This window comes from Catellatospora chokoriensis (assembly GCF_011297315.1).
Classification (GTDB): Bacteria; Actinomycetota; Actinomycetes; order Mycobacteriales; family Micromonosporaceae; genus Catellatospora; species Catellatospora citrea.
This window is the reverse complement of sequence record NZ_JAAOTI010000010.1, coordinates 119,493-144,458: the sequence shown is the minus strand read 5'-3', so window position 1 is coordinate 144,458 and position 24,966 is coordinate 119,493. Positions and strand designations below refer to the sequence as shown.

Here is a 24,966-nt window from a genome sequence, read left to right as displayed (position 1 = left end):
TGCGTGATCAACGCCGATAGCAGACTACTTCGTGTTGCACGTCACCTCGCAGTCCGTCGCGGCTGCGAACTCTCAGCATCCTTTGCTAGATCCTCTTCGGATAGCGCAGCACCGGTGCCATTTTCCAGTCAGATCAATTAATTAACGCGATAGTTGATATTGCCGTTCGAGCCGGTCTTGAAAGTGCCCAAGTCGAGAAAGCCCGTTACGCAACGCTTAGATCAACTTGGATGACGCCAAGATCTTTGTTTCCTTGTAGTCCGGGCGGTACCGAGAACTCCTCTTACCTGTTGAGGGCGCAGCGAGTGACAACAGAAGAGGGTGCCACCGGAAAGCCCATTGCCATGCCACGTCGTGGTGACCCCCATCAGACTTGAGCGGATAGTAGGGACTGCTTTCAGTGGAACTGCGGGAGGGTGACGCCGAGTCGTTCGAGGCCTTTTACAAGGCCGAGTGCGCGAAACTTCGGCGGTTCGTTCGGGCCCTGACCAGAGATAGCGATCTTGCGGAAGACATTGTCCAAGAGGTGATGATCACCATCCGGCATTACTGGGGCCGGTACGAGAAGCCTGCACACCTCATGTACCAGGTCGCTCGCCAGGAGCTGTCGCGGCACACGCGGAGGGTGCCAGCACAGTGGCTGCCGCTGGACCACCACTTGAGCCAGGCCGAGCAAGCCATGTCGGCTACTGGAGTGGACCAGTTCCAGCTTATTGAGGAGCGTGACGGAACAGCGCTTTCGCTGCTCCGTCGACTACCGGACCGTCAGCGCGAGGTAGTTGCCATGATCGACATCGCAGGACTGAGCGTCAAAACGGTCAGCGAGATTCTCGGAATCTCGCCGTCCGCAGTCAAGACGCATCACTCTCGCGGTCAGGAGCGGCTGCGCGAGCTGTACACGAAGGAATACAACGGCACCCAAGGCAACGCCGCATTCACCACGGAAGGATTCTGAGATGAACATGGCGGACCGGCTTCGAGCGGAAATGGACGAGCTCGAAAGCTGCGAGTCGCACGATCTGGACCAGGACTTCACCAACCTAGAGCGGACCTACAGCCAGCGTGTTCAGCACCCTCAGCGATTCCATAGCCTCACCCAACTCGCTGAGGGTGCACTCCTCGGAAACGCAGCCTATGCGCTGGGAGTTCACTACGTCGTCCAGGACAAGCTCGACCCCGCAGAGTACTGGCTACGCATTGCCGCCGAGCACGACATTGGCGACGCAGCGCTTAGGCTCGCGCACCTATGCGAAATCCGAAGTGTCCAGAACTTCAACACAGCCGCAAACCCGCAGGCGATTCTAGAGACCGCCGAGCTACCAACGTCGACTGACCCGAAGTTAGAGGAGGCGCGCTACTGGTATAGCCGAGCCGAGTTGGCCGGTTATTCGGACGAGTGGGGGGACGAGCTCGAACAATCAGCATTCAGCCTTGACTGCTGCGCACCAATGGTGGATTTCGCCGCAGAAGAGCGGGCGGAGCGAATGATCGAGGAAGCGAAGAAGCAGGCACGGGAAGAAGCAGGCGCCATCCTGAGAAGGGCACGTGCAGACGTGCAGGTCGTGGTAGACGAAGCGCGAGTTGACGTCGAGCGCCTTGCACTGCAGAGACAGCAAATGACCGAAGAGGTTGACCAACTGCGTGCTGTGCTTCGAGGGCTGGCAGGGCTGTTGGGCACTCAGCCAAGGCCGGAGGGCAGGATTCGATCCCTGTGGTATGCCGTGATTGGAGGAAGGTCTGCGCGACGTTCGTCGCCGGCCGCGGACGGACTCGACCAGGACCTCGCTGCGGCGTCCGAGATCCTGATGGGATTTCCGCTCCCCGAACAGCGGCTCACACGACCGATGATCGCGACAATGGTCACGGAGGTGCAACAGAGAATGCCACGGCAGGCGATGGCTGAGGCGACACATTGAAGCCCTGCCAAGTTCGTGCTTTCAATATTGAACTGGACTTGACGTGAAGCCGATTACTCGCGGCGTATGGAGCGTGCAGGAGCTTCAGAGCGGCCTCAGTGGCTCTCCCTACTCCGTACCGCACGGCACGGAGGAGTTGCACCGCGCAAGTAGCTTGCTGGATACGATCCTTGACATATCAGTCCAAGCGAGCGTAGCCCGTCAACACCTTGACAATGTTCGATTCAAGTTGATCAAGGGAAATCAGCGCGTCAAGGAAATTCACGAGAGTAACCGGGTCGAAGGACTTGGCCCCACCCTGCTCGGCCAGACGAACGAGATTCTCTCCGGCCCGGTTGCTCGTGATACAACCTCAGCAATCAACCTCTACTCGGTCCTGAGGACGCTAGAGTCCGACAACCGCACCCTTGATGTACTCGGCTTGCATGGGGCGAAGCTGTTCGCCGAACAGCTAGTTGGGGTGTTCCCAGGCGAGCCATTAACCGAGGTAGATGTCCGCTCGATGCACGGTCTGCTCATGCAAGGGCACCCTGGGGCGGGACGGTACAAGCAGTATTTGAACTCGATCGCCGGATCAAGGCACAGTCCGCTAGCGCCGTCTGACACACCTGGCGCAATGGCACACCTGGTCGATTGGTTAAATCGAACAATCCAGTCTAGGTGCCTGCCGCCGGTGGTAATCGCTGCAGCCGTCCACGCATGGCTGGCGCACATCCATCCATTTGACGACGGCAACGGTCGAATTTCGAGAGTGCTTGCGAATCTGATCGTCGGCGGAAGCATGTTGCCGCCTATCATCATCAACCTTTCGGACGACCGCGATCAGTACATAGACGCGCTCGCTATTAGCGATGAGGGCGGGAATCTTGCGCCGCTGATCGGCGTCTTCAATCGTGTAATGCTCCGCGCCGTTACCGACATGCGCGATCCCGACTTTGCACTGAGACTCTTTAACGATGAGGTTCGGCAGCGATCACTGGGCGAGTACGTGCTATGGAGGCGCACTGCTATTGACTGGTTCAAGACGCTGGGAGGCGCATTGCTCCTGCATGACCTTCGCCTTCGATTCGATGACACACGAATGATCAGCCAGGAGAGTTTCGAACGTCTCAAGTCGTCCCGCACCACTGAAGGTATCGTCTCTGGCGGAATCGGCAATAATGACCGCTATCCCGATTCTCGGGCATACTTGCTCTTCGACAAGACGCGTGAGTTGTTCCGGTACAGCAACGGCGAGCCAGCAATCTCCTTCCTGAGATACGCCCCCCGTGCCTGGGGTGACAACGTCTATCGACTGATGGATGCAACCGTTTCAGAGGTCATCATTAAGGCTGATCCAGCCGAGGGCGTGTTCATCCGAAATCGGAGTGGCAGAGCCTCCCGCCTACCCGCGGTGGAGGCTGCGCAGCTTGTCGCGCAATCGCTGGCAGAAGATTTCAGGCGTGGCGCCGCGAGAGCGTCCTACTGACCTTTCCCAACGACCTTCGCTATGGGCTTGGCTGGTTTGGCCCCGGAGCCGGAGCCAGGCCCTTTTCGGCACGTCGGGCGCTGAAAGCGTCATAACGCGCCGTGAACACATACACGTAGTCGAGGAGTGCCTCGGCGAGTTCGAGTGCGTCTGCTGCGTCCTCGGCTGAGATCTGATCGCCGGAGAAGTGTGCGCCATCGTTCCGCAGAGCCCGCAGGCCTTGAGCCCACTCAAGCAAGCGTTGATCAATGACGTTGCCGGCGGCAAGCCTCTGTAAGGCGGCGTGCAACGGCTTAGTGTTGGCCCCTTTATCCGCGCAAAACGCCTCCAAGGCTCGCCCGACCATGACGGTGGTTGCGCGATATGCCTTCGAGTTGAAGCACGTGCGCGCTTCCTCCAACTCATTGCGAATCGCTTCTGGGATCGACAGGCTAAGAGAACGCGAGCCGGACGGCCAGGCGACCGAAGGGCGCAGCCAGAGGGTCTCGGCAACCCACCTGTCACCGATCTGGAACACCACGGAGGGGCCGTGGCAGTGCTCGCAGCGCAGAAGTGAGTACAGCTCCGGCGCCGCTCCAAAGTCTTCGCTGCTGTCCCAGATCATCGAGCCCATGACCTGAGCGGCCGATGGCTGTGCGCATCGAGGACAGATAACGCCGAGAGTCTCCAGCACCGCATCATCATGCGGTCTGGCATTGGCCAGAGCCATCGGATTTCCTGGTGGGATGGCAGGGCCGAAGCGGGCACCGAACGTGCCCGACGGCTCGGCCATCGCCGAGCACCTCGGCCCACCATGATGCGCACTACGCCGGCCAGAACTCTTCAACCCTGTACCTACGGATTGGTCGCCTGAAGCACGAGGTCAGAAGTGTGATCCGGAGCGGTTAGAGTCACCTGCAGACCTGGTCGGAAGGCATGTCGCGCTAAGGCCCATCCGCCCACGTCGGGTTGCTGACCAGCTAGGGTGCCTTCATGATCCGAAAGAGCATACGGGCCGATCCTGATGTGCCAGACGAGGTCGAGGCAGCCGAGACATGGCTGAGCATCAACCGGGATGCGCTCACCTACGTGGATGAGATTGGCTGTGGTTGCTGCTCGCGGGTCTGGCGGATGGAAGGCCCTGCTGACGTCCTAGCGACCACCCCGCCCATCGTGTCGCGTTTCTGGGACCCTGACTGGGACACCGAGTAGCGAGGTGACCCTGCGGGCGACCCTGAACCTACGGATTACTGGCGGTACGGCCAGCGGCGGTCGCGGACGACCTCCTGAGCATGGTCACGGTCGGGCTCGGTTTGTTACGGGTGACAGCGTTGCTGTACCTCGCTGCTGTACTGCGACTAACGGATGTCACCCTGGGCTGGCTTCCGTCGTTGGCGCAACCAAAGAACGCCGTCTACAAGACCAAAGACCAGCAGCAAAGCCAAGATGCAGGCCAGCGGCCAGAACTTCCAGTTGTTCGACTCGTACAAGTCCGGCAGGGCTGACGCGACGTTAAGCCAGATGACCAGGGAGAAGGCACCGCCCGCAACCCGTCGAGCCAAGCTCTTCTGCTTGATCATCAGCTCCGCCTGTTCATGATCACGACTCCTGTAGTGCGCGGGGACTGTACCGCCGCCATTACCGCCTTACAAGCGGAGGGTCGCAGGTTCGAACCCTGCCACGCCCACCACCGGGACCAGGGTAAAGGCCCTGGTCCCTTTGCGTTTCTGATCCAAGTGGCGTCGCCGGACTTTCGCCGCCATTGACCGCGGGAAGCCTCGATTTGCCGAGGCTAGTTGCACGGATGTTGCACGCAAGATCAGGTTGTATGCTGGCCCGGCGTGTCGACGGAGAAGGGCTGAACATGGGCGGGTCGTACTGGAGTGCGCACGTTCCCTACCGAACTGACCTTGAGGCAGCCCTACAGCAAGCCCGGTGGGACGTTTACCGCAGCGGTGAGTTCTTCCGGGATGAGCCAGACCTGCGGGCTCGATCCATGGCCGAAGAGGAATACGTGGCCTGGCACACCGCGTGGTCCCGAGCCAGTTGGGTCGAGGCGTTCGGTGAGGACGCGGACGAACCGGATTACCTGGAGTCACGAATTGCGTGGCGGGCGGCGCAGATCGAGGTGACCGGGCCGGACACACTGCTCGAATCTCAGCCGTTCTCGGGCACACACTCGGTCATCGACATGACTGGGATCGCCGAAATCCCAACAGAGGGAATGGTGGCCCCGGTCCCAGCGGACATGCTCGACGAAGTCTTCGGAACGCGCCGGCCAACGGCAACGGACGTCGAGCAGGCGGTCAGGACCCACCGGCTCTCCGGCTGGGAACGATGGGAAGGCCTGTACGTCGTGGCATATGACGGCGATACGCCTAACACGATCTTCTTCACGGGAGTCAGCGGCGACTGAGCCGTACTCCCTTCACTGCGGTCTGTAAATCCGTCGCGAAAGCTACAGAGGTTCGAATCCTCTACCCGCCACCAACAGCACAAACGCGGCTCTGACCAGCAAGATTGGTCGGAGCCGTGTTTCGTTTGGGGTCCGGGCGTGTCCGGCTGAGTCCGACTGGTTGTGACGGGCTACGGGAACATAGCGGGAACGCGCGCGGCTCAAGATCGCGGTGGGCTGTACCTTCCACTGTGAGTACTTCGTGATTTCGGCCGATCGCTGGCTCAGAGCGCGCGCTCATGAAGCAGCGAGCGGACGGTGAGCTGCCGACGTACCTCGGGCGTCGCCCCGTCGATGGCTGCGGCCACGCCTAGCCAAGTCGCCTCTGCGTCATCCACCAGTGACCTGACCGCGCTAGCCTGGCTTCCTGTCTCAATCCAATCGTCTACCAGGACGACCCGGTCCTCGGGGCGAAGAAGGCTACGCCGGATGGACAGGTTCAAACTGCGGTGCTTGTAGTCCGGCGGCGTCGTTCGGGCGATCAGCCGATCTTCTGAATCGTCCGGCTGATCCCCCTTGCGCACGATCGCGAAGCCGACCTCTAGCGACAGCGCCGCAAGGGGGCCGAGAAGGATTCCATGTGCCTCGATGCCCACCACGACAGTCGGACGTTCAGCACGGAACAGGTCGGCCAGCGCGGGACCGATGCCAGCCAGGATCGAGCTATCCCTCCACCAGTGGGAGTACTCGGGGAACCAGAGTTCGCCACGCTGGTGCCAACTGATCACAGATCGTAAGTCAGCTGCGAACGCTCGCGCCGGCGAGTCCTTGCGTACACCTTGATCGCGCATGCGGCCAATAGTGCACGCGACAGGGGCGGTACTCACCAGCGATATCTACCTAGCTCCCCGTCTGCCGTCGGCCCGCACCCCGTGGTCATGATCTCCGGCCGTGGTCAAGACGGAGCTCCCCACTGGAAGAACGGTCTTGACCACGGCCGGAGATCATGAAGGCTTTGCCCGGGTCGATGGTGGGCGGGGTGCGACTCCCCGGAGCCCGAGGTTGAGGGGTTGACTTTGACCTTGAAGACCTCAGGTGGCACGGATGTGACGGCGGCGGGAGCGGCGGTCAGTTAGTCCGTCTGACGTGCGAGGAAATGATCATAAAATCAAACAATAAATGATCTTCGTCGTTGTGATCACCCTGTCGACAAAAGATCATCTTCCCTCGCTGGGCGGTCATCCTCAGCTTGATCACCTCCGGCACGCTCTGGTGCGCGTCGTCGCTGGCCATGGCCGCAACGTCGGCCAGTCGATTATCAGCCGCTTTGATCAGAGCGCTGACCTGCGGCAACTCTTCGCCTTCGGCAAAGTCGATCTGTCCACTCGACTCAAGGCATCGCTGCTGACTGCCGGGTCGGGCGCGGGCCTGGCGCGGCCGGAGGCAGAGCGCCGAGGCCCAGTGCCCGGACCCGGCGCGGCGCTTCAGCGCCGCCTTGACCTCGTAGGGAAAGTTTCGACACATGCCAATGGCGTAAGGGTGCCGGCAGGGAAGCGGCGTGATCGAGATGCGGTGGGAGATCGCACGGCAGAGTCGTTGCGGCTGCTGGTCTTAGCGTCGGTGTTGCGTCGGGCTGGTGTCGGTATGGGCTCGTAGGCTGGTGTCGTCTCGCACCGCTCAGCGTTCCCCCTCCGGCCTGTCGTGGCTGGCGCTGGGAACACTTGGTTAGGAGAATGGACGCATGACTGCACCGACTCAGCGCGTGGAACGTCTGGAGGCCGCTGCCTTCCGGACTGATCGTGACATCGCTGCGGTTAATGACCAGCTTGAAGCCGTGAACGGGCGTCTCGATCTGCTGTCCGGCGCGGTCAGTGAGCTGTCGGGAGACGTGCGTGAGCTGCGCACGGACATGACCGAGCTGCGGGCGGACGTGACTGGCCTGCACGGCAAGGTCGATCGCCTCGAAATGTCGATGGCGTCTCAGGGCGTCTTGCTGGCTGCGATCGCGCAGAAGCTCGGCGTTGAGGACCAGGGCGTGAACGACCAGGCGCTGTAGCCGCTGTTGACCGACGGGGGTGGGTTGCCCGTAGAGTCGAAGGCATCATGCACGCGTGCAAGTTGGGAGCCCACGGTGTCCGATGCCGCATACCGCGAACGGGTGGGTGCCGAATTGCGCCGGATTCGGGAATCCATCCCCGTTTCGGGTGAGGACGTAGCTGCCGCGTTGAACTGGTCGCAGTCGAAGGTGTCGCGTGTCGAAAACGCGAAGATCAGCATTTCCATGCAGGACCTCGCGACCCTGCTGCACTACTACGGTGTGCCGGAGGAAGTCCGGGCCGAACTGCTGAGCATGAACGCCGATGAGACCGGCCTTGAAGGGGCATGGATCGTGCGGGCTGGTGGCACGACCCGCCGCCAGGTCGAAGTGGCCGCCATCGAAACGCGCGTGACCACCATCAGCCAATTCCACTCTGGGATCGTTCCCGGTCAGCTTCAGTCGCCGTCATACGCTCGCTGGCTCGTGGGCGTCGGCGGGTTCAAGGACGTCGAGGGCATCGTTCGCCGTCGTATGGCGCGTCAGCAGCTACTGGAACAGGACGGAGCGCCGGATTACCGGGCAGTGTTGGACGCTCGCGCTCTCCTGTTCTGGCCAGGCGACAGTCCCGACCTTGTCGCCGAGCAGATTTCGCGCCTGAAGGCACGCATGTCGCTGCCAGCGGTCTCTGTGCAGATCATCCCGCTATCGGCGAACCGCCAGGCGGCAGCCCTCGTACCGTTCCTGATCTACGAGTTCAGGACGAACAGCCCGACCGTGGTCCTTGCCGAATCCCAGACTGCCGATCTATACCTCTCCTCCCCCAGCGATGTGGAGACGTATCAGCAGCTCTTTACCGGCCTGACTGCTGACGCGCTCAGTTCTGAGGACTCATTGGACTATCTCGACGACCTTGTCCGTGATATTGAAGAGATCACGTCTCGTCGATGACGTGTGTTGGGGAGGAACCATGGACAAGGCATCCCTGTTCGACGGCGCAACGTGGCGCAAGAGCAGCAGCAGCGACAGCGGCGGCTGCGTCGAGGTGGCCTACGCGAATGGCCACATCGGCGTCCGCGACACCAAAGACAACGGCTCCGGCCCTGTGCTGGTCTACACAGAGCGGGAGTGGACGGCATTCCTTGCTGGCGCGGCCAAGGGCGAGTTCACCCTTGAGCAGCTGGCATAGCAATCTATGACCGTTCAGCAGCTCGACAGCTCGGAGGCCACGCAGAGTCCGCGTGGCCTCCGGCTCCTGCTCGCCTCGGCGGCTGTCTCCGTCACTGGAGACGGCGCGCTACTAGCGGCTGCGCCGCTCATGGCGGCGTCCCTCTCACAAGACCCCTTCGAGATTGGGTTGGTGGCGGCCGCCGGATACGCCGCATGGATCGTGGCCGGGCTGCCCGCAGGTGCATTGGTCGACCGCTGGAACCGCCGGACTGTCATGGTGGCCGCGGATGCCTTCCGAGCTCTGACGCTGGGGCTATTCGCGCTGCTCGTGGTGACTGGCCACGCCAGCATCGCGGCATTGGTCGCGACCGTGTTTCTGGTCGGCCTGGGGTCGTGCTTCTTCGATCCTGCCGTGCAGTCGCTGATACCCGACCTGGTAGGGCGAGACAAGGCGTTGCTGACCCGAGCCAACGGCGCTCTGTGGGGGATCGACACCCTCGGCCGGTCGCTGACCGGTCCGCCGCTCGGCGCCGCATCCTTCGCACTCGCCCGCGCGCTGCCGTTCGCCGCCGACGCTCTGTCCTTCATCGGATCTGCGGTGCTACTCCGCTTCATCCCCAGCGCGCCTAGCCACAATGCAGTGCATCCACGGTTGCTCGCCTCCGTCCGCGCTGGCATGGCCTTCCTGGCTACTCATGGAGAGCTCCGGCGGCTCACACTCGGCATGGGCGCTTACAACCTTGGCTGGAACCTCGGCTTCGCAACGCTGGTTCTGTACGCACAGCAGTTCCTCAACCTCGGAGCGATGGGCTACGGCATTCTCATCTCCGCTGGTGCAGTGGGCGGAGCACTTTCGGGCTGGCTCACCCCGAAGTTGGTCAAGTCAGCCTCGGCGTCAGGGGTATACGCCGTCGCCCTGGTCCTGCAAGCGGCGATATGGCTGACTGTCGCATCCACGGGGAATCCGTGGGTAGCCGGCACCGCCATCATGTTCCTCGGTGGATTGTCCACGACAGTGAGCACCGTTGGCGGCACTGCTCGGCAGCTCCTCACCCCTGGCGACCTCGTCGGCCGGGTCGTCTCGGCTACACGGCTCGTGGGTATCGGTGCGGCGGCAGCCGGAGCGTTCCTTGGCGGCGTGATCAGTCAGCAGGAAGGCCTGCGCGCACCGATGCTTACGTCGGCCGGGCTCCTCGTGCTGATCGCAGCAGTCTTCCTCGTGGCTCACCGCCAGTCCTCGCGCTAGTCCAAAAGGGAATTTCGCCCTTCTTTCGGTCAGTCGCTTGCGGACGCTTATGCACGCGTGCATGATGGAGACACGACGGTATGCACACATGCATAACGCCATCGAGGGAGGTAGGGCAATGCTGAAAGGTCCGATCGCAGTTCGGTTCGAGCAGGTGTTCCCGTTCGGGGCGTACCTGAACTCGGATGTCGAGCCGGTGTTCGAGTTCGAGAACGGCAAGCGGGGCTCACAGAAGAAGCACCCGGTCACGGGTGAGCTGCTGTGGGAGGTGACCGTGATCGACGGTGACCGGTCGCTGAAGGGCGCGCAGACGGTCGCGAAGGTCAAGCTCGCGTCGGCGTACCAGCCGGTTCCGCCGAACGCGGTTGCTGGTTCGCCGTTCACGCCGGTGGAGTTCACCGAGATGACCGCGACGCCGTACATCTCCGACAACGGTGGCCGGGCGCGCCTGGCCTGGTCGTACATGGCCCGCGAGATGGTCGCCGCCGATGCGGCTCAGTCCTGATCTACACACGCCACGCGGGACCGGTCTCCTCCGCCAAGATTCGCCCGGTCCCGCGTGCTGACTCCTCACCCCAAGAGGGAGGTTCGTCATGTCCACGCTACCCAACCCCGCCGCTATTACGGCAGCTGACTCGTCGGCGCTGGTGTCGTCCCTGGCCGCTCCCGCGATCCTTGCGTCCCGGTCGCTGTTCATGGCCGGGTTCTCCGACGAGCTGCGCGTCGCGACGCTGATCGAGGTCGCCGGCGCCGCTGCTGCCCTGGCTCGCCAGATCGCCCTGACCAGTCACGTCGACCTGCGCTCGGTGATGCTCCAGGTGACCACCCCCATGGACGCCCGCGCTGTGCTCGGCCGTGGTGCCTGGCTGCCTACGATGGTCCGCCCGGTCCCGGTCCCCGCCCAGCCTGTTGCCGAGGTCCGTCCCGCCATCGCCCGCCGTGCCGACAACGGCACTCAGCTTGACCTGCTGGCCACGATCGGTGGTGAGCAGTGATGTTTGGCGGTGCCCGAGTTCAGATGATCAAGTGCCTGTGTGGGGACTGGGTCCACCCGCGCGACTACCACCGCTCGTGGTGCTTGTGCCGCCCCTGCGCACAGTTGGCCAAGTTCCGCCTGGACGACATCGAGCCGCTGTGGCCGCAGCTCATGACCGCGTGCAAGCTCACGGTCCGGCACTACGGCACGCTCTACACCCCGCGCATCGTGGGCATCTACTCCCGTGACGGCCTGGACGTGCTCACCATCGCGGTCGTGCCCGGCCAGACCCGTGCCGACTTCGCCAAGCACATCACCCGCATGGCCGAGACGTTCGGCGTGCGGCGCGTCGCGATCCGCGCCGGTCTCAAGCCGGGCCTGGTGGTGCTGCACCTGCACCAGGGCGACCCGCTGTCGGCCGTGGTTCGGCCGCTGCCGGTGCCGGTGGTCGCTGACCTGGCCGCGCTGCCGATGGGACGCCGCGAGACGGGCCAGACGTGGAACCTTCGCCTGTCCGGTGGGCACGTCCTGGTCGTCGGCGCGACCGACGCGGGCAAGGGCAGCTTCGTGCACTCGTTCATCCGGTCCCTGGCCGGCGGCATCGCCACCGGGACGGTTCGGGTATGGGGCATCGACCCCAAGGGCGGCATGGAGATGGCCCCCGCCGCACCGCTGCTCGAGCGGTTCCTGTGCGACGGCGCTAAGGAGATGGCCGACACCCTCGACGAAGCCGTCGACGTCATGGACAAGCAGACTGTGGCGCTGCGTGGCCGAGCCCGCAAGCACGAAGCCACCCCCGACGACCCGACCCGCATCCTGCTCATCGACGAGCTGGCGACCCTGACCGCCTACGGCGACAAGAACACCCGCGAACGGATCAAGAACTCGCTCGCGCTGCTGCTGACCAAGGGCCGCGCCGCCGGTGTGCACCTTGCCTCGCTGGTCCAGGACGGCCGCAAAGAGGTCGTGCCGCTGCGGAACCTGTTCACGATCCGGGTCGGACTGCGCCTGGCCGAAGCCGCCGAAGTCGACATGGTCCTGGGCGACAACGCCCGCGACCGCGGCGCCCTGTGCGACCTGATCCCGGTCACGACTCCCGGTGTCGGCTACGTCCTGGACGGCAACGCCGACCCCGAGCGCATCCGGATCTCCTACCCGACTGACGCCGACATCGCCGCGCTGGTCGCCGAGTACGCGCCCGCCTACGCAGGAAAGGGGAACTGACCATGGCCACCAACACCAAGCGCGACCGGGGCGGCAAGTTCGAGACGTTCGTCCTCGTCCTGATCCTGCTCGCCGTGGGCGGTGCAGCCGGCGCAGCGTCGTTCACCCACGTGCACGACTGGACCATGCACAACAGCCCGACCGGCACCGGCGACTGGTTCGGCTGGGCCAACGCGGTCATCTCCGAGCTGATCCCGATCGCGGCGATGCTGGTCATGCGCCGTCGTCACACTGCCGGACAGTCCATCGGTTACCCGATCTTCCTGCTCGTTGCTGCGCTCGGGTTCTCTGTCGCAGCGCAACTCGCCGTCGCTAAGCCGGGTGCGACCGGCTACCTGGTCTCGGTGTTCCCTGCCCTCGCGTTCGCCGCGCTGGCCAAGCTGATCCTCGGCAAGGGAGCAGCCGCAGAGGTCGTCGAGGACCCGGCCCCGACTGCCGTCCGGGACGTCCGTCCCCGTCCTGTCGCCGTCCCGGACGTCCGTCCCCGTCCTCAGGACGTCCCGGTGACGTCCCCGACGCCCCTGAACGTCCCCGCCGTCCCGGCGACCCCTGCCGCGCTGGTCCCGGTTGTCGAGGACCGTCCTGAGCCGGCCCCGGCTACCCCGGCTGCTGTGGTGCGGGCGGTCGCGCCAGTCATCACGAACGTGCCCTCCCTGGGCCAGGTGTCGGACTGGCCGGCCCCGCCGCTGCCCGCCGACCTGCTCGACCGTGCCCGCGCTGCGGCTACCGAGCACGAGCAGACCAACGGCCGACCGATCACCCGCGATGAGCTGCGGGCGGTGCTGCGGGTCAGCAACGACACCACCGGCCAGATCATGCGCACCCTCGGCCTGACCGCACCCCGCACGCCGGTCGCTGCCGTCAACGGCACTCCTGCGCCGGGTCTGCTCTGACGGTCTCCGTGCGGGTTGGGCTCATCACCCCGGCTCGTGCGGTGGCCGCCAGAACAGCGACCACAACAGAGCGCGGGACACGACCCATGGCCTAGACAACCGCGTCGTGTCCCGCTACCTCACAGAGAGGCAGGACCATCATGACCCCCGACACTCCCCGCGAGTACACCCACCCCGACGTGTTCACCATCGGCATCGCCGAGGGCTGGGCCGACCCGATCATGGACCCGATCCTGCTCGACTGGGAAGCCCGGCAGGCCGGAGCGCTGATTCCGTTCGAGCTCGTCGACGGCCGTCCGGTCCGTCCCGGCCCGTCGACCGGCATCCGCTACGGCCGCAACCAGCTCGGCCACTGGGGTGAGCAGCCCTGCGCCGACGCCCTGATCACCGCCACCGTGGGCGGCCTGCGCTACATCGTCATGATCGAGCGCGGGGACGGGCACGGCTGGGCACTGCCCGGCGGCTGCGTCGAGATCGGTGAAGACCTGGCCGACGCCGCCTCCCGCGAGCTGGCCGAGGAAACCGGTCTGATCGTCCCCGCCAACCGGCTCTACCGCACCGGCCCGGCCCGGCTCGTCCCGGACCCGCGCGGCTCGGATGAGGCGTGGATGGTCACCGCCGTCTACCGCGCCGACTTCGGCACCTACGACAGCACCGCCGACCTGCCAACCGTCGCCGGTGCCGACGACGCCCGCCGCGCCGACTGGATCCCCGCCGGCACCTACGCCCACCTCAACGTGCACATCACGGTCGGCTACGGCGGGCAGGTCTTCGCCGCCCACCGCGACCTGCTCGCCGACGAACTCGCCTAACCCGCCCCGGCTTCATCTGACGCGACACCTCGAAAGGAGGTGCCCGGTGATCACTGCACCCGAAAACAGCCCACAGACCCTCGCCGGGCACCTCCTGGCCGACATGATCGGCCTGGACAACCCCGCCGACGCCGAACGCCTCGGACTGCTCGACCGCGCCGCGAAACCCGGCTTCGGCCGCTGGCTCGACGCCGCCGCCCGCGCCCGCGGCTGCACCCGCCCCGTCCGCCTACGCGGCGAAGTCCTCACCGTCAACGCGTCGACCGGCGCCGTGCTCGAACGGTTCTCCACCGACACGCTTCCCGACAACGTGCTCTACAAGCCGTGCGGCACGCGGATCGCCTCGCTGTGCCCGGCCTGCGCCACCACCTACCGCTACGACACCTACCAACTCATCAAGGCAGGCCTCGCCGGCGGCAAGGGCGTGCCTGACAGCGTCGTGACGCACCCGGCCGTGTTCGTCACCCTCACCGCACCGTCCTTCGGCGTCGTGCACACCCGCGTGGTCCGCAACGACAAGCCCCAGCCCTGCCGCGTCCGCCGTGACCGCCCGGTCTGCGTCCACGGCAAGGCGATGTCCTGCAACGCCGTGCACAGCGAGGGCGACGCCCGGCTCGGACAGCCGCTGTGCCTGGACTGCTACGACCACCAGCACCAGGTGGTCTGGAATCACCTGGTCGCGAAGCTATGGGACCGGACCATGCTGGCCGTGCGCCGGCAGATCGGCGCGACCCCCAAGGGCGCGGTCAAGCTCCGCTACGCCAAGGTCGCCGAGTACCAGCGGCGCGGCGTCGTCCACCTACACGCCCTGCTCCGCCTGGACGCCAACCTGCCCGGCGACCCCCACACCATCGCCCCGCCACCGTTCGGCATCGACCCGCAGGGCAACCAGGTCGCGCTCTACACCGCCGCGATGCTCAAGGCCGCTGTCGAGGTCGCCGCCGCCTCCACCGCGCTCAACACCGCCCCGCACCCCGACCAGCCCGCCGGGTGGGTCCTGCGCTGGGGCAAGCAGGTAGACGTCAAGGTGGTCCGCTCGGGCCTGCCCGGTGAAGTCATGACCGAGCAGCACGTAGCCGGATACCTCGCGAAGTACGCCACCAAAGCCACCGAGATCACCGGTGTCAACGCCGGACGGGTCACCGCCTCGTCCATGGAGGCTTACGCCGACCCGCACCGGCACACCAACCGGCTCATCACGGCGTGCTGGAACTTGGGCGCCGCAGACGGCTGGATCGGCCTGCGCCGCTGGGCACACATGCTCGGCTTCGGCGGACACTTCGCCACCAAGAGCCGCCGCTACTCCACCACCATGGGCGCGCTCCGCGCCGCCCGTCGACCTGACGCACGTGACGGCGTCACCGTCCGCACAGCAACCCTCGGCGAACCCGTGGACCTGGTCGACACCGCCGACGACACCACGGTCCTGGTCATCAACCACTGGCAGCACGTCGGCAACGGCTGGCGCACCGCCGGAGACGCCGCCCTCGCCGCCATGGCCGCCGACGCCGCCCGCCAACGCCGGCCGCACATCACCCGACCGAGTGTCACCTGACCAGGGGAGGAATGACTATGGATCGCTTCCTGACCATGGATGAAGCAGGAAGCCTTCTCGGCGTCTCGCGATGGACGGTCTTCCGCCTCGCGAAGCAGCGCAAGCTCACGGCCGTGACGGTCGCCAGCCGTGCGCGGCGAATCACGGAGTCATCTGTTCGTACCTACATGGCCCGACTAATTGAGGAGGCAACCTGATGGCACGTGTGACCGTCACGCCTGGCGACGAGCCAGCGAAGGGGAAGGGGCGAAGTCGGCGCAATGGCGAGGGTTCGATCCGCCAGCGCAGGGACGGCCGATGGGAGGCGCGGGTCTGGGTCTACGCGACCAACGGCTCCGAGGTGCGGCGCAGCGTCTACGGCAGCTCGTGGGACGAGGCCCACGCGGCGATGATCAAACTTCAGTCCGACAAGATGGCGGGTGTTCGTATCCCGGCCAGCGGGGACACCGTCCGGGACTACTTCGACTACTGGCTCAAGCACGTGGCCGAACCAAGGGTCCGGCCCTCGACACTTTCCAACTACCGGCGGCTGACCAGCGCCTACGTCCTCCCCTATATCGGTAGCAAGAAGCTCTCGCAGCTTCGCCCGGCTGATGTCCGCACGTTCCTCAACCGGCTCAAGGGCGTGTGCCAGTGCTGCGCTCTCGGCAAGGACAGGAAGCGGGTTCAGCACGGTGCGTCGGCCCGCTGCTGCGCCGCGGTCCCCGTGGCGTGTTGTGGGAACTTCCTCTCCGACGGTTCGGTCCGGTTCGCGCAGCGCATCGTCAGGGCCATGCTCCAGGACGCGATCGTGGACGAACTGATCGCCACGAACCCGGCGCGTCACCTGCGGATCTCGCACCGGTACCGGCCGAAGTTCACGCCATGGTCGGCAGAGGAAGCTCAGCGGTTCCTGAAGGCGGCTCGGGGTGATCGGTGGTACGCGCTGTACTCGGTAGCGCTGGCGTTGGGTCTGCGGCGTGGAGAGGCGCTCGGCCTGCGGTGGATCGATGTCGACTTCGTTGAGAACGTCATCACGGTCCGCCGGTCGCTTCAGCGGGTCGACGGGCAGCTCGTCCTCGGTCCAGTGAAGACCGACAGCTCGGATCGGAAGATCGCGGTGCCGGAGCCACTGGCACGGGTGCTTGAGCTTCACCGAGCCGATCAGGTCCGGCAAAGCGAGATCGCCAAGCAGTGGACCGACCACGGCATGGTCTTCACCACCGCGGTCGGGACGCCAGTAGAGCCCCGCAACCTCAAGCGGCACTTCGACCGGTTGTGCGACAAGGCCGACGTTCCGAAGATCCGCTTCCACGACTTGCGGCACTCCTGCGCGACGATCCTTTACGACCAGGGCGTGCCAATCGAGAACATCCAGGACGTTCTGGGCCATAGTTCGCCGACGATCACGAAGACGATCTACGTGGAGGCGACTCGCAAGATCCAGCGCGACGCGGTCGACAAGCTCGGGTTCCTCTTCGACGACTGACGCCGCTGGGGTCAAATCCGGGGGTATAAACGATCACAGGCCGGTCCTCCGTGGTGGAGAACCGGCCTGTGACCTGCAGAGCCGCCTAACGGAATCGAACCGTTGACCTTGTTATTACGAGTAACACGCTCTACCGACTGAGCTAAGGCGGCAACGTCGCATCACTATACGCGATCAGGTGGCCCCCGGGCGAACGGGTAGGCGGTGGGTCACATTTTCACGCGGGGACGGGCGTGAACTGCCCGAACTTGAGCCCGTCCTTCTCGCCGAAGCGCTCGGCGTGGCTCACGATCACCCGCTGCACGGTGGCGGCCCGCTCGGCGTCCTCGGCCTCGATCCGGACCACGAGGGCCTCGGCGGTGGCGGTCAGCTCGGCCCGGCCCGCCTCGAAGCGAGCGCTGCCGTGGTCTTCGGCCAGTTCCACGTCGATCTTGTGGCTGAAGTGGGTCAGCACCTGCTTGAGATAGCGGGCGGCGCGCGTGGTGGGGGCGTTCCCCTCGACGATCATCATGCAGTTAGGTTAACCTAACTTTCGCTGGTCGCCCACACGAGCACCACCGCGGGTGTCCGGTTGGCGGCAGCCGGTGCGGATTGCCCGATCGGGCCGGTGCGACCTGTTCCACTGCGGACTAGGCTGCGCTGCTGTGACCGTGATCCCTCCGCGCAGTCCCTCAGACCCGACGCCGGTGTCGGGCCGGACGCACCGTCCGAGCAAACTCGAGCCCGCGCAGCTCGGATTCACCCCCCAACCCCCGGTGGCCTGGCTGAGCCCGCTCCAGCTCGCCGCCACGGGCGTCCGCGTCGCGTTCGCCGCACAGTTCGGCGCCTATCTGGACAAGCGCGAGCTGCAGAACGCCTTCCCCACCAAGGTCCACGACGAGCACGTGAACGACGAGGAGCTGTGGCTGGACTACATCGCCGACCTCGGCGACGGGTTCGACGCCACCTACTCGATGGCCTACCTGCTGGCGCAGGAGGAGGTCGAGGCGAGTGGCGAGCGGCTGCCGCGCGGCCGGGTGCTGGTGCTCGGCGGCGACTCCGTGTATCCGACGGCCAGCGGCAAGGCATACGAGGACCGCTTCGAGGGCCCGTACCGCGCGGCGCTGCCGCAGGTCCCGGCCGAGAACGGGCCGACGCTGTTCGCGCTGCCCGGCAACCACGACTGGTACGACGGCCTGACCGCGTTCCTGCGCCTGTTCGCCCGGCGCGAGGGTTCGCGCATCGGCGGCTGGCGCACCAGGCAGACCCGCTCCTACTTCGCGCTGCAGCTGCCGCACCGCTGGTGGCTGCTGGCGCTGGACGCCCAGGGCGCGGCCTACATGGACGACCCGCAGCTGGAGTACTTCCGCGGCGTGGCCGCCAACATCGAGGAAGGTGACCGGATCATCCTGGTCACCCCGCAGCCGGCCTGGGTGCAGTCCGAGGAGCACCCGCTCTACTACGACACCATCGACTACTTCCTGCGTACGGTGATCGACCCGACCGGCGCGAGCGTGGCCCTGATGGTCAGCGGCGACCTGCACCACTACGCGCGCTACGCGCAGAGTGACAGCGGCCAGCAGCTCATCACCTGCGGCGGCGGCGGGGCCTACATGGCGGCCACGAACCACCTGCCCCAGGCCATCACCGTGCCGCCCAAGCACTCGCAGGTGCGCCGGCAGAGCACCGGCATGCCGTACGCGCTGCAGAAGACGTACCCGAGCAAGCTGCGCTCGCGCTGGCTGGGCAGTGGCGTCTTCGCCCGCCTGCCGTGGCGCAACCCGGGCTTCGCCACGATGCTCGGCATCATGCACACGATGCTGATGCTGTCGCTGAACAACGCGGCGGGCCGCATCCTCACCGTGCCGATCTTCATGATGACCGCGCTGGTGATGTTCTCGTGCGTGTTCTTCTCGGTCGGCCTGACCGAGGCCGCGGCGAAGACGACGCCGATCGTGCTCGGCGCGCTACATGGTTGCGCGCATATCGCGCTGGGTGTGGTGGGGCTGTCCCTGTGGCGGCTGCTGCCGTTCGACGGCTACAAACCCGCGGTGCAGGCCGCTCTGGCGGTGGTGGTGTACCTGACCCCGGCGGGGATCGCGGCGGCGCTGCTGGTGTCGCTGTACCTGCTGATCGCGGCCTCGTTCAAGGTGAACGTCAACGAGCTGTACGCCGGCCAGGGCATCGAGGACTTCAAGAGCTTCCTGCGGATGCGCTTCGCCCCCGACGGCACGCTGAGCATCTACGTGGTCGGCGTCGACAAGATCTCGAAGAAGTGGCTGGCACAGCCGGCGGGTTCCTGGTTCCGCCCGGCCACGGCGCTGAAGCCGCGCCTGGTCGACGAGGTCATCACCCTCGGGCCGGCCAAGCAGCACGCCGCCCCGCCCACCGTGCTGCCCTCCGACGCGGAGGACCCGAGTCACACGGCGTAGCGGTCCTCGTACGACTTGCGGCTCCCGCACACCGACGCCTTCGGGCAGACGGTGCGGGAGCCGTCCGCTGCCAGCCTGATCACCACGGCGTCGCGGGGCACCGAGTGCCCGACCACGCGGCCGTCGCCCTCGGGCGTGCTGACCTGCTCGCCGATGGCCGGCGCGGAACCGTGGAAATCCTGGTACATGGGATGTTCGTACTTGAGACAGCACATGAGCCGGCCGCACGCCCCCGAGATGCGCATCGGGTTGAGCGGCAGGTCCTGCTCCTTGGCCATGCGGATGCTGACCGGCTCGAACTCGGTCAGGAACGTCGAGCAGCACAGGTCGCGGCCGCACGAGCCGATGCCGCCCTGCACCTTCGCCGAGTCGCGGGCCGACAGCTGGCGCAGCTCCACCCGGCAGCGCAGGGTCGCGCCCAGGTCGCGGACGAGCGAGCGGAAGTCGACCCGGTGCGGGGCGGTGAAGTAGACGGTGGTGCGCGGGCTCGGGCCCGGGTCGTCGCCGTCGGCCGGGCCGCCGGGCACGTGGTCCACCGCGATGACCTTCATGGGCAGCTGGTGCTCGCGGATCAGCCGGTTCGCGGCGACGCGGGCTTCGGCCTTGCGCTGGCGGATCAGCTCGTCGCGAGTCACGTCGTCGGGGCCGGCGATGCCGATGACCTTCGGGAAGCCGGAGGTGTCCTCCTCGCTCCACTCGGCCGCCCACACGCAGTCGGCCACCTCGGGGCCGTCGTCGGTGTGCACCAGCACCTTGTCGCCGACACGCGGCCGGAACTCGCCGGGATCGAGGTAGTACAGCTTCCCGTACCGGTTGAAGGTGACCGCGCAGAGCATGCCCATCGGCACACGATAGCCCGGTTTCGTGCATCCGCGGAGATCCGCGACGGCCGGGATCAGGGAAGTGCGGGCTGGAGGAACAGTTCTAGTTGCGTACCTTTTCGGTTGATTGGTCGTTAGCTCATATGGATAGGTCTTCGGATTTGCCGTAACCCTGCCCATAAGCCTTCGTTGGGCCACGACGTAGGTGCGCACCCCCGCGCACCCGTCCGCCCCGGAGGAAGCATGCGCCGCCACTTCGCCGCAGCCAGCACGGTCGCCCTTGTCGCGCTCAGCTCACTGACGATCCTGTCCACACCCGCCACGGCCGGGGTGTGCGACCGGCCCGCCGGATACGCCGCGCGCGCCGGTGCCGACCTGTTGAAGGTGGGCGTGCTGAATCTCGGCCCGCTCGGCCTGAAGCTGCCCACGGTCGCCGACCTGACGATCGCCTCGGCCAACGCGGGCATGTCCGCCACCAGCCGGGTCACCAGCTCCGCCGCGGCCCGCTACGCCGACGCCAAGCTGCTCGGCCTCCAGCTGCCCACCGGGCCGCTGGACGGGCGGGTCTACCAGCAGGCCCCGCCGACGAACACGGCCGGTGTGAAGAACCGGGCGCTCTCGGTCGACCTGGGCCTGGTGAAGGCCGGCACCGGCGACCTCACCGCGCACGCGCGCTGGGCCGCGGGCATGGCCTGCGGCAAGACCGACGGTCCCGCCGGCGAGGCCGACGCCGCACTGGTCGACGCCGCAATCCTGCCCGGCGCCCGGGGCGCCCTGGTGAAGGCGACGCACAACGCCTCCGGCGAGGCCCGCACCGCGACGGTGCGGATGGAGGACCGCACCATCGCCTCCGGCGCGCTGGCCGAGATCGGGCTGAGCGACCTGGAACTGCTCGGCGGCGCGATCGACGTCGAAGTGCTCGAACCGCCCCGACTGACCGTGCTGGCCACCGGCCGCGCCGCCACCTCGGTGGTCGACTACAACGCGCCGGTCCTGAAGATCACCGGTCCCGGCCTCGGCACCAAGACCATCTCCGGGGTGCACCGGGAGATCGAGTTCGCCGTCCCGGCACCGTCGGCGGGCGGGCTCCTCGGCGCCCTGGATCTCGGCAGCGTGCAGCAGCGCGCGAAGGCCGAGGGCCTGCCCCTGCTGGCCGCGAACCCGCTCGGCGGCCTGCTCGACGGCCTGCCGCTGGGCAGCCTGACGCAGACCGTCAAGGGCCTCGGCGGCTCGGGCGGCGGCGGCACCGGCCTGCCCGCGCTGCCGGAGCTGGGCGGCCTGCCCGACCTGGGCGGCCTGCTCGGCGGCAGCGGCGGCAACCTGCTCGGGCTCTGCGAGCTCGCCGTGGTCAAGATCTCCATCGGCGAGCTGGAGAAGCGGGTCACCGACCGGGGCGTGACCGCGCAGGCGGCGAGCATCCGCATCCAGGTGCTCGCGCTGAGCCGCCCGAACAGCAAGCCCGCCACCGTGCTCGACCTGGGCGTGGGCCTGCTCAACGCGTCCGCGACCGCGCCCGCCAAGGCCGCGCCGTCCACCTCGCCGACGGCCCGGCCGTCCGCCTCGCCGAGCACCGGCGGGCCGGGCAACGGCGGCGGTGGCGCCACCCCCTCGCCGGCTTCCGGCACCGATGACGACGATGACGGCTGCGGCGGTCCCGGCTGCAGCCTGCCGCGTACGGGCACGAGCATCGCTCTGATCGCGGGCACCGGCACCCTGCTGTTCGTGGCGGGCCGGTTCCTGCTCCTGCTGACCCGCCGCCGCGCCTCGGGCGGGCCGGAGGACCTGCTGGGCTGACGCCGTATCTACAGCTCGACGCGCAACGTGGTGGCGGTGGACGGGATGTCCGCCGCCACCACTTTCGTCTCCGCGACCGCGGGCCCGCGCGCCAGCAGCCCGTCGAGCTCCGTCAGCAGGGCGTCGACGTCGGCCAGCAGCGCCGCCGCGATCGCCGCGGCGGCCTGTGCCCGCAGCGTGGGGTCGGGCCCGAATGCGGGCTCCCCGATCGCGCCGTCGCTCCGCCCGGTGGCCGAGCCCGCACCGACGGCGACACCCGTGACCAGGGCGACCGCTTCTGCGCTGGCGGCGACCCGGGCCAGCCCGCGCGCCACCCGGGACCGCCCCGCGGCCAGGGCGTCGGCCAGCTCCTCGTGGAACGCGGCGTCGGCGTGCAACTGATCGGCCCGGTGCCGGGCTTCCCGGCTGATCCGCTGGCGGGCCTGCGCGAACGCGTCGCCGGCGGCGCCCTCCCAGGACGGCAGCCGGTCCAGGTCGCCACCGAGGGCCACCGTCACTTCGGCGTGCCCCCGCAGCGCCGCCGCCTGCTGCCGCCACGGCTCCGGCGACCAGCCGGCCAGGCCGGACACCGCGTCGCCGGGCAGCGCGCCCGTGCGCCGCAGCAGCTGCCACACCGGGTGCGCCTCGGGCGCGCCCCAGCGGGCGAGGCTGTCGTCGACCTGGGCCAGCAACCCGGCCGTGCTCGCGTTCAGGTGCATCAGCGCGTCCATCACAGCGGCCTGCCCCGGTCCCGCTCCACCATGCGGTAGGTGGTCCCGGCGGCGCGCACCGCGGCGGCCAGCTCGGCGATCTCCCGGTCGAGGCGGCGCGCCCCGTCCAGGTGCTCGGACCAGGATGCACGCTGCCAGTCCCCGACCGCGCCGGCGAGACGCGACAGGCGTCCCGGCACGTCGAGCACCGCCGGGATGGGCGCCGTGCGGTCCAGCGCCGGGAGCAGCGCGGCCGCCTCGGCGGCGATCCCGCCGATCCGGCTGGTCAGTTCGTCCGTCACCGGGCACCTCCGAGCGCCGTGAAGTCGCCGAACGTCTCCTCGTAAACCTTGCGCCGGGCCCACGCCGCCGCGTCGTGCGCCGCGGTGATGGCCTGCTGGATGGCGCGCGACAGCTGCGGGCCGGTCAGCCCGTCGAGCGAGCCGGTCACCACCACCCGGCGCACCGCGCCGGCCCCGTCCACCACGACCTCGACCAGGTCGTCAGGGTCGTGGACGGTCACCTCCAGCTCGGCCAGGGCGCGGGCGAGGCTTGCCTGCCGCTCCTCGATCCGCCGGTATGACGCGATCGCCTCCTCGATCCAGGCGTCGTCGATCTCCCGGGGCATGCGGCGGCTCCTCAATGGACGGCATCGATACCGCCAGAACGGTACCGGCAGATCCCCCACCCCGACACCCCTGTGGACAACCCCTGTGGACAACCGCCCCACCCCGCCCGCGCCACCCGCCGCGCAACTCTTGACGAGTCGCTTTCACCAGGGAAGACGGAAGCCGCGACGCTTTAAGAGTTGCGGCAAAGGGGAAGGGTCAGCCGCGCCAGAGTTCGAGCATCATGGCTTCCACGGCGATCCGGGGTTTGACGTTGGCGTCGATGGCGGCGCGGCAGGCGAGGATCGATTCGAGGCGGCGCAGCGTGCTCTCGGCGGTCCAGCGCTGGGCGGCGGCCTCGGCGAGCGCCGCGGTGTCGGCGTGCACGGGCGAGACCGGGCCGCCCCAGCGGGCGTTGAGCACGTCGCGGTAGAAGCCGGCCAGGTCCAGCAAGGCCCGGTCGAGAGCGTCGCGCTGGGCCCGGGTGGCCCGTGACTTCTGCCGCTTCTCCAGGTCCTTCAGCTGCCCCGCCATGCCGCGGGCCGCACCGGCGGCACCCTTGCCGGTGCCGCCCGCGCCCAGCGCCATCTCCAGCGCGGCTCGCTCGGCGGCGTCGGACTCGGCGACCGCCGCGGCGGCCTCGGACTCGGCGGCCTCGATCAGCGCGCTCGCGGCGTCGAAGCAGGCGCCCACGCCGGTCAGCTGGCGTGGCACGGCCAGCACCGCGGCCCGGCGGTCGCGCGCCTGGGCGTCCCCGGCCAGGCGGCGCGCGCGCCCGACGTGGCCCTGCGCGGCCGCGGCGACCCAGGCCGCGGTGCGGGGGTCGACCCCGTCGCGCTCCACCAGCAGCGCGCTCACCGCGTCGGCGGCCGGCTGGCGCAGCGGCACCACCCGGCACCGCGAGCGGATGGTCACGGAGATGTCGTCAGGGTGGTCCGACGGCGCGCAGAGCAGGAAGATGGTGCGCTCCGGCGGCTCCTCGACGGCCTTGAGCAGGGCGTTGCCGGCCGCCTCGGTGAGCCGGTCGGCGTCCTCGACGAGCAGCACCTGCCAGCGGCCGTTGGCCGGGGTGGTGGCCGAGCGCATCACCAGCTCGCGCATCAGCGCGACCGGGATGCTCAGCCCGTCCGGCACCACGAGGCGCACGTCGGGATGGGTGCCGGCCAGCGTGGTGTGGCAGCCGGTGCAGTGGCCGCAGCCGGGCCCGGCGGCCTGGTCGGTGCACTGCAGCGCCGCGGCGAAGGACCGGGCGGCGACCGAGCGGCCGGAGCCGGGTGGGCCGGTGAACAGCCAGGCGTGGGTCATCGCGCCCGCGCCGACGGTCTCCCCGCGGAGCACCGCGGCGCCCGCAGCCGCGGCGGCACGCAGCGTGGCGCCGGCCTCGGGCTGGCCGACGAGCTGGTCGAAGACGTCCGTCACGCTGCCTCCCGCTCGTTCACGCCTGCTCCCTGCTCCGCTCGCCGGCGGCCCGCGCGGAACCCGTCCGCCGTGCTCGCACGCACCCTG

29 protein-coding genes and 2 tRNA genes are annotated in these 24,966 nt (G+C 67.4%); 20 read left to right on the top strand and 11 right to left on the bottom strand.

Features of this window, described 5'->3' with window-relative positions; genetic code table 11:
- Window positions 1-400 precede the first annotated feature (400 nt).
- From HAV39_RS16860 to HAV39_RS16850, 3 genes are read left to right on the top strand one after another with little or no spacing between them, the layout of a single operon-like run.
- Complete coding sequence (locus tag HAV39_RS16860) at window positions 401-955, top strand: RNA polymerase sigma factor (RefSeq protein ID WP_191840161.1); 555 nt, start codon at window positions 401-403, stop codon at window positions 953-955.
- Between the two features lies 1 nt (window position 956).
- Window positions 957-1,916 (top strand): ATP synthase subunit B family protein, encoded by a 960-nt coding sequence (locus HAV39_RS16855; RefSeq protein WP_191840160.1) that lies wholly within the window; start codon window positions 957-959, stop codon window positions 1,914-1,916.
- Window positions 1,917-1,959: 43 nt separating this feature from the next.
- Window positions 1,960-3,384, top strand: a complete 1,425-nt coding sequence (locus tag HAV39_RS16850) for a Fic family protein (protein ID WP_191840159.1) — start codon at window positions 1,960-1,962, stop codon at window positions 3,382-3,384.
- A 19-nt stretch (window positions 3,385-3,403) separates the two neighbouring features.
- Here HAV39_RS16850 and HAV39_RS16845 read toward each other — a convergent pair whose 3' ends face one another.
- Window positions 3,404-4,156, bottom strand: coding sequence for a DUF4145 domain-containing protein (locus HAV39_RS16845; protein ID WP_191840158.1), 753 nt, complete (start codon window positions 4,154-4,156; stop codon window positions 3,404-3,406).
- A 200-nt stretch (window positions 4,157-4,356) separates the two neighbouring features.
- Between HAV39_RS16845 and HAV39_RS16840 the strand changes: the two genes are divergently transcribed.
- Window positions 4,357-4,575, top strand: a complete 219-nt coding sequence (locus tag HAV39_RS16840) for a hypothetical protein (RefSeq protein ID WP_191840157.1) — start codon at window positions 4,357-4,359, stop codon at window positions 4,573-4,575.
- 146 nt (window positions 4,576-4,721) lie between these two features.
- Here HAV39_RS16840 and HAV39_RS16835 read toward each other — a convergent pair whose 3' ends face one another.
- A complete protein-coding gene (locus tag HAV39_RS16835; protein WP_191840156.1) occupies window positions 4,722-4,943 on the bottom strand; it encodes a hypothetical protein in 222 nt (73 codons plus the stop codon).
- Between the two features lie 416 nt (window positions 4,944-5,359).
- On the opposite strand from HAV39_RS16835, the gene HAV39_RS16830 reads away from it, so the two are divergent.
- Window positions 5,360-5,779: a hypothetical protein gene (locus tag HAV39_RS16830; RefSeq protein ID WP_191840155.1), complete on the top strand. Its 420-nt coding sequence runs from the start codon at window positions 5,360-5,362 to the stop codon at window positions 5,777-5,779.
- A tRNA-Tyr gene (locus HAV39_RS16825) sits at window positions 5,761-5,850 on the top strand. The genes HAV39_RS16830 and HAV39_RS16825 overlap by 19 nt, the downstream gene beginning before the upstream one ends.
- Window positions 5,851-6,042: 192 nt before the next feature.
- Here the strand turns inward: HAV39_RS16825 and HAV39_RS16820 are convergent.
- Together HAV39_RS16820 and HAV39_RS16815 are read right to left on the bottom strand one after the other, a co-directional pair.
- Complete coding sequence (locus tag HAV39_RS16820) at window positions 6,043-6,609, bottom strand: phosphoribosyltransferase family protein (RefSeq protein WP_191840154.1); 567 nt, start codon at window positions 6,607-6,609, stop codon at window positions 6,043-6,045.
- A 277-nt stretch (window positions 6,610-6,886) separates the two neighbouring features.
- The gene (locus HAV39_RS16815; RefSeq protein ID WP_191840153.1) at window positions 6,887-7,282 is read right to left on the bottom strand and encodes a hypothetical protein; all 396 of its coding nucleotides are present in this window, start codon (window positions 7,280-7,282) and stop codon (window positions 6,887-6,889) included.
- Between the two features lie 217 nt (window positions 7,283-7,499).
- Between HAV39_RS16815 and HAV39_RS16810 the strand changes: the two genes are divergently transcribed.
- From HAV39_RS16810 to HAV39_RS16755, 12 genes are all read left to right on the top strand, one after another.
- A complete protein-coding gene (locus HAV39_RS16810; RefSeq protein ID WP_191840152.1) occupies window positions 7,500-7,814 on the top strand; it encodes a DUF5798 family protein in 315 nt (104 codons plus the stop codon).
- A 75-nt stretch (window positions 7,815-7,889) separates the two neighbouring features.
- Window positions 7,890-8,744 (top strand): helix-turn-helix domain-containing protein, encoded by an 855-nt coding sequence (locus tag HAV39_RS16805; RefSeq protein ID WP_191840151.1) that lies wholly within the window; start codon window positions 7,890-7,892, stop codon window positions 8,742-8,744.
- 19 nt (window positions 8,745-8,763) lie between these two features.
- Window positions 8,764-8,982, top strand: coding sequence for a DUF397 domain-containing protein (locus HAV39_RS16800; protein WP_191840150.1), 219 nt, complete (start codon window positions 8,764-8,766; stop codon window positions 8,980-8,982).
- Between the two features lie 6 nt (window positions 8,983-8,988).
- Window positions 8,989-10,209, top strand: a complete 1,221-nt coding sequence (locus HAV39_RS16795; protein ID WP_191840149.1) for an MFS transporter — start codon at window positions 8,989-8,991, stop codon at window positions 10,207-10,209.
- A gap of 118 nt (window positions 10,210-10,327) precedes the next feature.
- Complete coding sequence (locus HAV39_RS16790) at window positions 10,328-10,714, top strand: plasmid replication, integration and excision activator (protein WP_191840148.1); 387 nt, start codon at window positions 10,328-10,330, stop codon at window positions 10,712-10,714.
- A gap of 88 nt (window positions 10,715-10,802) precedes the next feature.
- Window positions 10,803-11,204 carry a hypothetical protein gene (locus tag HAV39_RS16785; RefSeq protein WP_191840147.1) on the top strand — a complete coding sequence of 134 codons (402 nt, stop codon included), beginning with the start codon at window positions 10,803-10,805 and terminating at the stop codon, window positions 11,202-11,204.
- Window positions 11,205-11,308: 104 nt separating this feature from the next.
- On the top strand, window positions 11,309-12,409 hold the full coding sequence (locus tag HAV39_RS16780; RefSeq protein ID WP_191840146.1) for an FtsK/SpoIIIE domain-containing protein: 1,101 nt from the start codon (window positions 11,309-11,311) through the stop codon (window positions 12,407-12,409).
- Window positions 12,410-12,411: 2 nt separating this feature from the next.
- The gene (locus tag HAV39_RS43520; RefSeq protein WP_308440925.1) at window positions 12,412-13,302 is read left to right on the top strand and encodes a hypothetical protein; all 891 of its coding nucleotides are present in this window, start codon (window positions 12,412-12,414) and stop codon (window positions 13,300-13,302) included.
- A gap of 140 nt (window positions 13,303-13,442) precedes the next feature.
- Window positions 13,443-14,114 carry an NUDIX domain-containing protein gene (locus HAV39_RS16770; RefSeq protein WP_191840145.1) on the top strand — a complete coding sequence of 224 codons (672 nt, stop codon included), beginning with the start codon at window positions 13,443-13,445 and terminating at the stop codon, window positions 14,112-14,114.
- 46 nt (window positions 14,115-14,160) lie between these two features.
- Window positions 14,161-15,669, top strand: a complete 1,509-nt coding sequence (locus HAV39_RS16765; protein ID WP_244958817.1) for a replication initiator — start codon at window positions 14,161-14,163, stop codon at window positions 15,667-15,669.
- 17 nt (window positions 15,670-15,686) lie between these two features.
- Window positions 15,687-15,866, top strand: a complete 180-nt coding sequence (locus tag HAV39_RS16760) for a helix-turn-helix domain-containing protein (protein WP_191840144.1) — start codon at window positions 15,687-15,689, stop codon at window positions 15,864-15,866.
- Entirely contained in the window at window positions 15,866-17,137 is a 1,272-nt protein-coding gene (locus HAV39_RS16755) for a tyrosine-type recombinase/integrase (protein ID WP_191840143.1), read from the top strand. The genes HAV39_RS16760 and HAV39_RS16755 overlap by 1 nt, the downstream gene beginning before the upstream one ends.
- Before the next feature lie 79 nt (window positions 17,138-17,216).
- Here the strand turns inward: HAV39_RS16755 and HAV39_RS16750 are convergent.
- A tRNA-Thr gene (locus HAV39_RS16750) sits at window positions 17,217-17,289 on the bottom strand.
- A gap of 65 nt (window positions 17,290-17,354) precedes the next feature.
- Window positions 17,355-17,648, bottom strand: coding sequence for a DUF2218 domain-containing protein (locus HAV39_RS16745; protein WP_191840142.1), 294 nt, complete (start codon window positions 17,646-17,648; stop codon window positions 17,355-17,357).
- A 133-nt stretch (window positions 17,649-17,781) separates the two neighbouring features.
- On the opposite strand from HAV39_RS16745, the gene HAV39_RS16740 reads away from it, so the two are divergent.
- Entirely contained in the window at window positions 17,782-19,548 is a 1,767-nt protein-coding gene (locus HAV39_RS16740) for a metallophosphoesterase (protein WP_191840141.1), read from the top strand.
- Here the strand turns inward: HAV39_RS16740 and HAV39_RS16735 are convergent.
- Window positions 19,536-20,390 (bottom strand): PSP1 domain-containing protein, encoded by an 855-nt coding sequence (locus tag HAV39_RS16735; RefSeq protein ID WP_191840140.1) that lies wholly within the window; start codon window positions 20,388-20,390, stop codon window positions 19,536-19,538. The genes HAV39_RS16740 and HAV39_RS16735 overlap by 13 nt on opposite strands.
- A 222-nt stretch (window positions 20,391-20,612) precedes the next feature.
- On the opposite strand from HAV39_RS16735, the gene HAV39_RS16730 reads away from it, so the two are divergent.
- Window positions 20,613-22,163: a hypothetical protein gene (locus HAV39_RS16730; protein ID WP_191840139.1), complete on the top strand. Its 1,551-nt coding sequence runs from the start codon at window positions 20,613-20,615 to the stop codon at window positions 22,161-22,163.
- 8 nt (window positions 22,164-22,171) lie between these two features.
- Here the strand turns inward: HAV39_RS16730 and HAV39_RS16725 are convergent, their stop codons facing one another.
- The 4 genes from HAV39_RS16725 to HAV39_RS16710 all read right to left on the bottom strand — a co-directional run bounded on the left by HAV39_RS16725 (window position 22,172) and on the right by HAV39_RS16710 (window position 24,879).
- Window positions 22,172-22,873 (bottom strand): hypothetical protein, encoded by a 702-nt coding sequence (locus HAV39_RS16725; RefSeq protein ID WP_191840138.1) that lies wholly within the window; start codon window positions 22,871-22,873, stop codon window positions 22,172-22,174.
- Window positions 22,873-23,154, bottom strand: a complete 282-nt coding sequence (locus HAV39_RS16720) for a hypothetical protein (RefSeq protein WP_191840137.1) — start codon at window positions 23,152-23,154, stop codon at window positions 22,873-22,875. The genes HAV39_RS16725 and HAV39_RS16720 overlap by 1 nt, the downstream gene beginning before the upstream one ends.
- Entirely contained in the window at window positions 23,151-23,480 is a 330-nt protein-coding gene (locus tag HAV39_RS16715) for a YbaB/EbfC family nucleoid-associated protein (RefSeq protein ID WP_120317893.1), read from the bottom strand. Before HAV39_RS16715 ends, HAV39_RS16720 begins: the two co-directional genes overlap by 4 nt.
- Before the next feature lie 199 nt (window positions 23,481-23,679).
- Window positions 23,680-24,879, bottom strand: coding sequence for a DNA polymerase III subunit delta' (locus HAV39_RS16710; protein ID WP_191840136.1), 1,200 nt, complete (start codon window positions 24,877-24,879; stop codon window positions 23,680-23,682).
- Window positions 24,880-24,966: the final 87 nt, after the last annotated feature.

Bases quoted from the DNA above. Each gene is read 5' to 3' on its own strand.
- HAV39_RS16855 (WP_191840160.1), top strand. From the start codon at position 957: ATGAACATGGCGGACCGGCTTCGAGCGGAAATGGACGAGCTCGAAAGC.
- HAV39_RS16845 (WP_191840158.1), bottom strand. From the start codon at position 4,156: ATGGCCGAGCCGTCGGGCACGTTCGGTGCCCGCTTCGGCCCTGCCATC.
- HAV39_RS16840 (WP_191840157.1), top strand. From the start codon at position 4,357: ATGATCCGAAAGAGCATACGGGCCGATCCTGATGTGCCAGACGAGGTC.
- HAV39_RS16835 (WP_191840156.1), bottom strand. From the start codon at position 4,943: ATGATCAAGCAGAAGAGCTTGGCTCGACGGGTTGCGGGCGGTGCCTTC.
- HAV39_RS16830 (WP_191840155.1), top strand. From the start codon at position 5,360: ATGGCCGAAGAGGAATACGTGGCCTGGCACACCGCGTGGTCCCGAGCC.
- HAV39_RS16820 (WP_191840154.1), bottom strand. From the start codon at position 6,609: ATGCGCGATCAAGGTGTACGCAAGGACTCGCCGGCGCGAGCGTTCGCA.
- HAV39_RS16815 (WP_191840153.1), bottom strand. From the start codon at position 7,282: ATGTGTCGAAACTTTCCCTACGAGGTCAAGGCGGCGCTGAAGCGCCGC.
- HAV39_RS16810 (WP_191840152.1), top strand. From the start codon at position 7,500: ATGACTGCACCGACTCAGCGCGTGGAACGTCTGGAGGCCGCTGCCTTC.
- HAV39_RS16800 (WP_191840150.1), top strand. From the start codon at position 8,764: ATGGACAAGGCATCCCTGTTCGACGGCGCAACGTGGCGCAAGAGCAGC.
- HAV39_RS16795 (WP_191840149.1), top strand. From the start codon at position 8,989: ATGACCGTTCAGCAGCTCGACAGCTCGGAGGCCACGCAGAGTCCGCGT.
- HAV39_RS16790 (WP_191840148.1), top strand. From the start codon at position 10,328: ATGCTGAAAGGTCCGATCGCAGTTCGGTTCGAGCAGGTGTTCCCGTTC.
- HAV39_RS16785 (WP_191840147.1), top strand. From the start codon at position 10,803: ATGTCCACGCTACCCAACCCCGCCGCTATTACGGCAGCTGACTCGTCG.
- HAV39_RS43520 (WP_308440925.1), top strand. From the start codon at position 12,412: ATGGCCACCAACACCAAGCGCGACCGGGGCGGCAAGTTCGAGACGTTC.
- HAV39_RS16770 (WP_191840145.1), top strand. From the start codon at position 13,443: ATGACCCCCGACACTCCCCGCGAGTACACCCACCCCGACGTGTTCACC.
- HAV39_RS16760 (WP_191840144.1), top strand. From the start codon at position 15,687: ATGGATCGCTTCCTGACCATGGATGAAGCAGGAAGCCTTCTCGGCGTC.
- HAV39_RS16755 (WP_191840143.1), top strand. From the start codon at position 15,866: ATGGCACGTGTGACCGTCACGCCTGGCGACGAGCCAGCGAAGGGGAAG.
- HAV39_RS16745 (WP_191840142.1), bottom strand. From the start codon at position 17,648: ATGATGATCGTCGAGGGGAACGCCCCCACCACGCGCGCCGCCCGCTAT.
- HAV39_RS16735 (WP_191840140.1), bottom strand. From the start codon at position 20,390: ATGGGCATGCTCTGCGCGGTCACCTTCAACCGGTACGGGAAGCTGTAC.
- HAV39_RS16730 (WP_191840139.1), top strand. From the start codon at position 20,613: ATGCGCCGCCACTTCGCCGCAGCCAGCACGGTCGCCCTTGTCGCGCTC.
- HAV39_RS16725 (WP_191840138.1), bottom strand. From the start codon at position 22,873: ATGGACGCGCTGATGCACCTGAACGCGAGCACGGCCGGGTTGCTGGCC.
- HAV39_RS16715 (WP_120317893.1), bottom strand. From the start codon at position 23,480: ATGCCCCGGGAGATCGACGACGCCTGGATCGAGGAGGCGATCGCGTCA.